7 protein-coding genes are annotated in these 6,603 nt (G+C 66.6%); all 7 read right to left on the bottom strand.

The features are described 5' to 3' along the window. Window positions 1–407, bottom strand: a 407-nt coding sequence (locus GJ629_RS13350) for a biotin/lipoyl-containing protein (protein ID WP_305037656.1), incomplete at its 3' end; no start/stop codon positions are given. Continuing rightward, a complete protein-coding gene (locus tag GJ629_RS13345) occupies window positions 404–1,402 on the bottom strand; it encodes an alpha-ketoacid dehydrogenase subunit beta (protein ID WP_157513490.1) in 999 nt (332 codons plus the stop codon). The genes GJ629_RS13350 and GJ629_RS13345, both read right to left, overlap by 4 nt. Continuing rightward, the gene (gene pdhA / locus GJ629_RS13340; RefSeq protein ID WP_370515911.1) at window positions 1,399–2,508 is read right to left on the bottom strand and encodes a pyruvate dehydrogenase (acetyl-transferring) E1 component subunit alpha; all 1,110 of its coding nucleotides are present in this window, start codon (window positions 2,506–2,508) and stop codon (window positions 1,399–1,401) included. Before pdhA ends, GJ629_RS13345 begins: the two co-directional genes overlap by 4 nt. 175 nt (window positions 2,509–2,683) lie before the next feature. Beyond that, window positions 2,684–3,385, bottom strand: coding sequence for an HAD family phosphatase (locus GJ629_RS13335; protein ID WP_157513489.1), 702 nt, complete (start codon window positions 3,383–3,385; stop codon window positions 2,684–2,686). Further along, window positions 3,382–4,479 carry an NAD(P)-dependent oxidoreductase gene (locus GJ629_RS13330; protein WP_157513488.1) on the bottom strand — a complete coding sequence of 366 codons (1,098 nt, stop codon included), beginning with the start codon at window positions 4,477–4,479 and terminating at the stop codon, window positions 3,382–3,384. The genes GJ629_RS13335 and GJ629_RS13330 overlap by 4 nt, the downstream gene beginning before the upstream one ends. Window positions 4,480–4,641: 162 nt before the next feature. After that, window positions 4,642–5,577, bottom strand: a complete 936-nt coding sequence (lipA, locus tag GJ629_RS13325) for a lipoyl synthase (protein ID WP_157513487.1) — start codon at window positions 5,575–5,577, stop codon at window positions 4,642–4,644. Window positions 5,578–5,793: 216 nt separating this feature from the next. Further along, entirely contained in the window at window positions 5,794–6,096 is a 303-nt protein-coding gene (locus GJ629_RS13320) for a HalOD1 output domain-containing protein (protein ID WP_157513486.1), read from the bottom strand. Window positions 6,097–6,603: the final 507 nt, after the last annotated feature.

Below are 6,603 nucleotides of genomic sequence, written 5' to 3'. Positions count from 1 at the left end.
GGCCAGTCGCCGGACCGACGGCGGCCGCGAACCACGCCGGCCGTCGGCTCCCGTGTTCCGTCGGTGGCTTCCGCGGTTCCGTCGTCGTTCGTCCCAGCCGATGCCTCGTCCGCTCCGCCGTCGTCCGGTTCGGCGGTCTCGGTGTCGTCGGCGTCCGCGCTCGTGTCGTCGTCGGGTTCGAACGTGACGAGCACGTCGCCGACGGGGACCACGTCGCCGGCCGCGGCGTGGCGTTGCGCGACGGTGCCGTTCACCGGCGCGGGCACCTCCACGACGGCCTTGTCCGTCTCGACTTCGACCACTGGTTGGTCCTCGGTGACGGTGTCGCCCGTCTCGACCAGCCACCGGACTATCTCACCCTCGGCGACGCCCTCGCCCACGTCGGGTAGCCGGAACTCCACGGTCATATCTCGTAGGTGGCCACTGCACGTATTCCGTCTTCGATCCGATCCGACTCCGGCAGGTAGTAGTCCTCCAGCGCGTACAGCGGGAACGGCGTGTCGAAGCCCGCGACCTGCTCGATTGGTGCCTCCTGATACAGCAGCGACTCCTCCTGCAGGGTCGCGACTATCTCGCTGCCGAGGCCGCCGGTCCGGGGAGCCTCCTGGACGACCAGCGCGCGACCGGTCTTCTCGAAGGAGGTCCGGACCGTCTCGAAGTCCAGCGGCGACAGCGTCCGGAGGTCGAGCACCTCGACGTCTACCTCGTCGGCGACGGCCTCGGCGGCCTCGATTGCGGGTCGGGTCATCGCGCCCCACGTGATCAGTGTCACGTCCGCCCCCTCCCGGCGGACCGCGGCTTCGCCAAGCGGGACGGTGTAGCGCTCGTCGGGGACGGACTCGCGGAACGCCCGGTAGATGAGCTTCGGTTCGAGAAAGACCACGGGGTCGGGGTCGCGTATCGCGCTCGCCAGCAGTCCCTTCGCGTCGTGGGGCGTGCTCGGGACGACCACCTTCAGCCCCGGTTCGTGGACGAACCACATCTCCTTGGATTCGGAGTGGAGTTCGGGGGCGCGGATGCCGCCGCCGTAGGGCGCGCGGACGACCATCGGGCAGGTGTACCGGCCCCGGGAACGGTTGCGCAGGCGAGCGGCGTGGCTGGTCAACTGGTCGAAGGCGGGCGGGATGAAGCCCATGAACTGTATCTCGGGGACTGGCCGGAGGCCGTAGGCGGCCATCCCGATGGCCGACCCGACGATGCCCGACTCCGAGAGGGGCGTATCGATCACGCGGTCGTCGCCGAACGCCTCGTGGAGGCCCTGTGTCGCCCGGAAGACGCCGCCGTTCTCGGCGACGTCCTCGCCCATCACGAGGACGTCGTCGTCCCGTTCTAGCTCGCCGTAGAGGCCGTCCCGGACGGCCTGGACGAGCGTCAGTCGCTGGCTGGCAGTGTCGGTACTCATGATTCCAGTAGCGCGTCGTCGCCGTGTCGGTCGCGAAGCCGTTGTAAGTACGCCAGTTGCTGTTCCAGCCGCTGGGGCATCTCCGCGTAGACGTGGGCGAACAGCTCTTCGGGGGCCGGGCGCTGGACGCCTTCCGCCGTCTCGATGGCGTCGGCCACCTCCTCGCGGACGTCCGCCTCGATGGCCTCGACGGCGTCGTCGTCTACGACGCCCTCCCCGCGGAGGTACGTCTCAAGCCGCGGAATGGGATCCTTCTCTTTCCAGCGCTGGACCTCGTCCTCGTCGCGGTAGACCGAGGGGTCGTCGGCGGTGGTGTGTGCGCCGAACCGGTACTGGACGGCTTCGATCATCGTCGGGCGCGTCTCGCCCTCCTCGGGGTCGCGGGCCTTCTCTATCGCCGCCTTCGTCACCCGGTAGACCGCGAGCGGGTCCATCCCGTCGACCTGCACGCCGTCGAAGCCGTAGGCGGTCGCTTTCTGGGCCAGCGTCGACGCCGCCGTCTGTCGCTCCCGGGGGACCGAGATGGCCCACTGGTTGTTGTTACAGAAGAACACCGCCGGCACGTCGAAGACGCCGGCGAAGTTCAGCCCTTCGTGGAAGTCGCCCTCGCTGGTCGCGCCGTCGCCGAAGTAACACAGCATCACCTCCGACGTGTCACGGAGTTTCGCCGCCCACGCCGCGCCCGTCGCGTGGGGTATCTGGGTCGCTATCGGCACGGTGACGGTGAAGACGTTGGTGTCCGGCGGCGGACTGTTGCCGCCCTCGTGTCCCATCCAGTACAGCAGCGTCTGGTCCAGGGACCACCCGCGGGTGTAGATGGCCGCGTGCTCGCGGTAACTCGGGAAGATCCAGTCCTGCTCGGCCAACGCGAAGGCGCTTGCGACCTGTGCGCCCTCCTGGCCCGACATCGGCGGGTACGTTCCCATCCGCCCCTGTCGCTGGAGGCTCACCGCTCGCTCGTCGAAGTGCCGGGCGAGTTTCATCGTCCGGTACATCTCGACCAACCGCTCGTCGCTCAACTCCGGCGCGTCGGCGTCCGGCCGGAGTTCCCCCTCGTCTGTCAGCACCTGTACCTGCTCGTCCGGGCCGCGCTGGATAATACTCACGTAGGAAACCTCCGAAACTTCATAGTTCTACATTCTCCCCCGAGCGCAATATGGTTTTCGTGAACGTGTCTCACGACAACGCACGACAGTATCAAAGTAGCAGCGGCCGAGAACGCGCGTTCGTCGTCCGATAGTGTGGAGGGTGACACTAGCGGAGCCGATTCGGTCGCGGTGGTTACGTCGACTGGGTGCTCCGAACGGTCCGACCTTCGTCGGTCTCGCCGAGGAGTTCGAAGACCATCTCCCGGAGGTCGGCGGGGTCGTCGGCGATGGCGTCCGCGGTCGAGAGGTCGGTCGTCTCGTTGCCGGCCCCGCGGAGGGCGATGCAGTACGCGCCGGCCGCCGTCGCCGACTCGATGCCGTGCGCGGAGTCCTCGACGACGATACAGCGCTCTGGGTCGACGCCGAGGCTGTCGGCCGCCATCAGATAGGGCGTCGGGTCGGGTTTGGAGGGGCCGTCTACGTCGGTCGCCGAGAGGATTACGTCGTATGTGTCCCACAGGTCAAAGCGGTCGAGGACCATCTCGACCCACTCCCGGCAGGACGCCGAGACGAGGCCGATGGCGAGGTCTCGGTCGTCGAGGCGACCGACGAACCCCTCGTAGCCGTCCATCAGCGCAGCTCGTTCCCGGTAGACCTCCTCGGCGTAGTCGTCGTAGAGGTCCAGAAACCCCTGTCTGTCGACGTCGAGTGTCACCGACGCCATCATATCGAGGCGCTCGTAGGAGTCCTCGACGCTCAGCGCCCGGACGTCCTCGATGTCGATGCCGTCGCCCGCGGCCGGGAGAATCTCCTCGGCTTCGAGCGTGCGCCAAGCGTTCGCGGTCGATACCGTCACACCGTCCATATCGAACAGCACTGCGTCGTACTCAGTCATTGTCGGATCCGTCGTTTGTCGTTGTCTGCGTCGAACGTGAACGCCGCGAGGGTCTCGGGGTTGGCGACGTGCATCGGTCGGTCGCCCTCGACGACCGCCTCGACGCCCGAGACGGCCATTTCCGTGTGTCGCTCGACGACGCTCTGGGAGGCCGAGGCGATGTGTGGCGTCAACACCACGTCGTCCCGTTCCAGTAGCGGGTCGTCGTCGGCGAGTGGTTCCTCGTGATAGACGTCGAGGCCCGCCGCGGCAATCTCGTCGTCCCGGAGCGCCCCCAGCAGCGCGCCCTCCTCGATCAGCGCCGCGCGAGCGGTGTTGATCAGGTAGGCGTGGTCGGGCATCGCCGCGAACTCCTCGGGACCGATCATCCCGCGCGAGGAGGGTGAGACCGCCGCGTGGAGGCTGACCACGTCGCTGCGCCGGCACAGGTCCCGGAGGTCCCCGACCTTTTGTACGTCGAACGGCTCCATCTCGACTTGATCGACGAAGGGGTCGTAAGCGACGACGTCCATACCGAAGCCGGCCCCCGCGCGCTTTGCGACCCGGCGGCCGATCCGGCTGAAGCCGACGATGCCGATCGTCCGACCGCCGAGAGTCGGACCGCGTAGCGTCGTGTACGGCGAGTCCGCGCCGATGTCCCACGTCACGTCCTCGCGTTCGCCGCCCGCGGCGGCGTCGGCGACCGGATCGCCGGTGTACTCGCCGTCCCGGAGCCGTCGGTCCGCGAGTGCGATGTTCCGCGTCGCCGCCAACAGCAACCCCATCGTGTGGTCGGCGACCGTCTCGGCGTTGCGACCGGGCGCGAACAGCACCGGAATGTCGCGCTCGGTCGCCGCCTCGATGTCGACGCTCGCCTCGGGCCCCCCACGGGGGCAGACGATCAGTTGCAGTTGCTCGGCGGCGTCCATCACCTCGGCCGGGACGCCCTCGAACCCGGAGACGAACACCGACACACCTTCGAGTCGCTCTTTCAGTGTCTCCACCGGGAGCCGGGACTCCCGCTGTGCTATCGGGTCGAACTCGACGTCGAAGCCGAGCGCTTCCAGCCGTTCGATTCCCCCTGCCGCGAAGTTCGCCGTCACGAGTGCCTTCATAGAGCGTGTCCTTCCGTCTACAGAATATAGTTACTCAACAATGAATAAATATTTATCGGATTCCGTGCGGGGCGGTCACAGGGGTCACCGAAGCGACGGTATCACCACTCACGGGAGCGCTGCCGCTCGAAATCGGACGAGAGGAACGGGAGTGACGGTCGCTCACCGACCGCGGGCGGTCGAGCGCGCCGTCTCGGGGTCGGCGCCGGCGGCGACGGCGGAGACGAACAGTTCGCCGGCGCGGTAGGAGGAGCGGACCAGCGGTCCGCTGGCGCAGTACAGGAACTCCAGTTCGGTCTCGGCGACTTTTCGCCACGTCTCGAAGACGTCGGGGTGGACGTACTCGCTCACTTCGAGGTGGTCCCGGGAGGGCTGGAGGTATTGTCCGAGGGTGACGACGTCGACGCCGACGGTCCGGAGGTCCGACAGCGTGGTGTACACCTCGTGGGCGTACTCGCCGACGCCGAGCATCAGGCTGGTCTTGACGTAGCTCTCGCCCTCGCGGGCGGCCTGCCGGAGGACCGACAGTGACCGCTCGTAACCGGCGCGGCGGTCCCGCACGGGCCACTGGAGTCGGGGCACCGTCTCGACGTTGTGGGCGAAGACGTCCGGGCCGGCATCCAGGATCTCGCCCACGAGGGCAGATTCGCCCTGAAAGTCCGGCACCAGCGCCTCGACCAGCGTCTCGGGCTGGCGGCGTTTGATCGCCCGGATGGTCTCGGCGAAGTGGGGCGCGCCCTGTCGGGGCAGGTCGTCCCGGTCGACGGACGTGAGGACCACGTAGTCCAGCCCGATCTCCGCGACGGCGCTTGCGACCTGTTCGGGTTCCTCGGGGTCGGGCGGGTCCATCCCGCCGGTCGTCACGTCACAGAAGTTACAGCCCCGCGAACAGCGGTCACCGAGGAGCATGAACGTCGCCGTGCCGGGACCGCTCCCGCCCGCCTCCGCACCGCTCCAGCACTCGCCAAGATTCGGACAGTTGGCCTCCTCACAGACGGTGTTGAGGTCGTGCTCGCGCAACGTCCGCTTGATCTCGGTGAAGCGCTCGCCCGTCGGCGGCCGCTGGGAGAGCCACGCCGGTTTGGGGGAGCGTGACATACTTATCTCTGGGGAACACGGCGACAAAAGTCTGCGGCCCGATCACCGACCTTCGAGGGCTGGTGTCGGTCGAGACAGTACTTCCTCGTCGACTCGCGTGGGGAGCGGGTCGGGCGCGTACGTGGCGGTCGCAGAGAACCAGCTGTGGTAAAGCGATCAGCATAGAGGCGCAGCGTCTCACAGACAGCAGGAACCGTGTCTCAAGGCGCGAACTGCCTATGAAGTGCCGTCGTCGAAGATTGGCTCCAGGCTAGGAGTCTCATCGGTCGCGTCACAGACGCGGATGCGACCGTCGGAGCTCACGAACACGTTCCAGCGGCCCATCCGCAAGGCTAACAGAAGCTCATCGTCCCCAGCCTCACCTGAGTTGGTCAGCAGTGCGGTGAGTGCGTCGAGGTCAAGAGACCCGTACAGCGACGGGAGTTCGGTCGGCGCGACTCCTTCGGCTTCGGCAACCGCATCGACAAGTGCTTGTGTGAGTGTCCGCCCGCCCTCTCGCGTATAGGACGTCTCACTCACTACGGAACAACTTCGGTACAACGCCAGTTCTGGCTCTCGTTTCATATATTAGTAGTCCTTCACAGACATAGAGTTGTCGTGAGGATGTGAGTAAACAATTCCCACCGGGTGCCAACCGTTCGAATGGAGACCGATATTGCAGGTTCGGTAAGTGGATAGGCTGTCGAGAGACGGACGAAAGCGGGTCGCAGCGCTGAACGTATGCCCTGTATTCAGCGTTCAATTACCGATGTCACTCTCATTTGTCAGCAACTCCAGACTATTTTCCCGCCCTCTGTTTCATCACCGAAACCGACGCACTCTCACCCACCCTGAGAGACCAACGGCTCTTGGACAAAATCACGCCCACCAAAGAAAGTCGCTCGTTCGAAAAGCGGTGCGGCTGCGGTGCGGTTGCGGCAGGTCGACAGGGACGACAACCGCTCGCGCCTACCGGACGCGAGCGGCCTTTTTCCCCAAGTTTTTACGCCCGAGCGGTCCGCCGCGAGCCGGACGGCTCGCGTGCGA

The organism is Halapricum sp. CBA1109, from assembly GCF_009741825.1.
Taxonomy (GTDB): domain Archaea; phylum Halobacteriota; class Halobacteria; order Halobacteriales; family Haloarculaceae; genus Halapricum.
The sequence above is the reverse complement of the archived record's forward strand: the minus strand, read 5'-3'. Positions and strand labels throughout refer to the sequence as shown.

Coding starts and splice junctions, on each gene's coding strand:
- GJ629_RS13345 (WP_157513490.1), bottom strand. CDS start 1,402: ATGAGTACCGACACTGCCAGCCAGCGACTGACGCTCGTCCAGGCCGTC.
- GJ629_RS13335 (WP_157513489.1), bottom strand. CDS start 3,385: ATGACTGAGTACGACGCAGTGCTGTTCGATATGGACGGTGTGACGGTA.
- GJ629_RS13330 (WP_157513488.1), bottom strand. CDS start 4,479: ATGAAGGCACTCGTGACGGCGAACTTCGCGGCAGGGGGAATCGAACGG.
- lipA (WP_157513487.1), bottom strand. CDS start 5,577: ATGTCACGCTCCCCCAAACCGGCGTGGCTCTCCCAGCGGCCGCCGACG.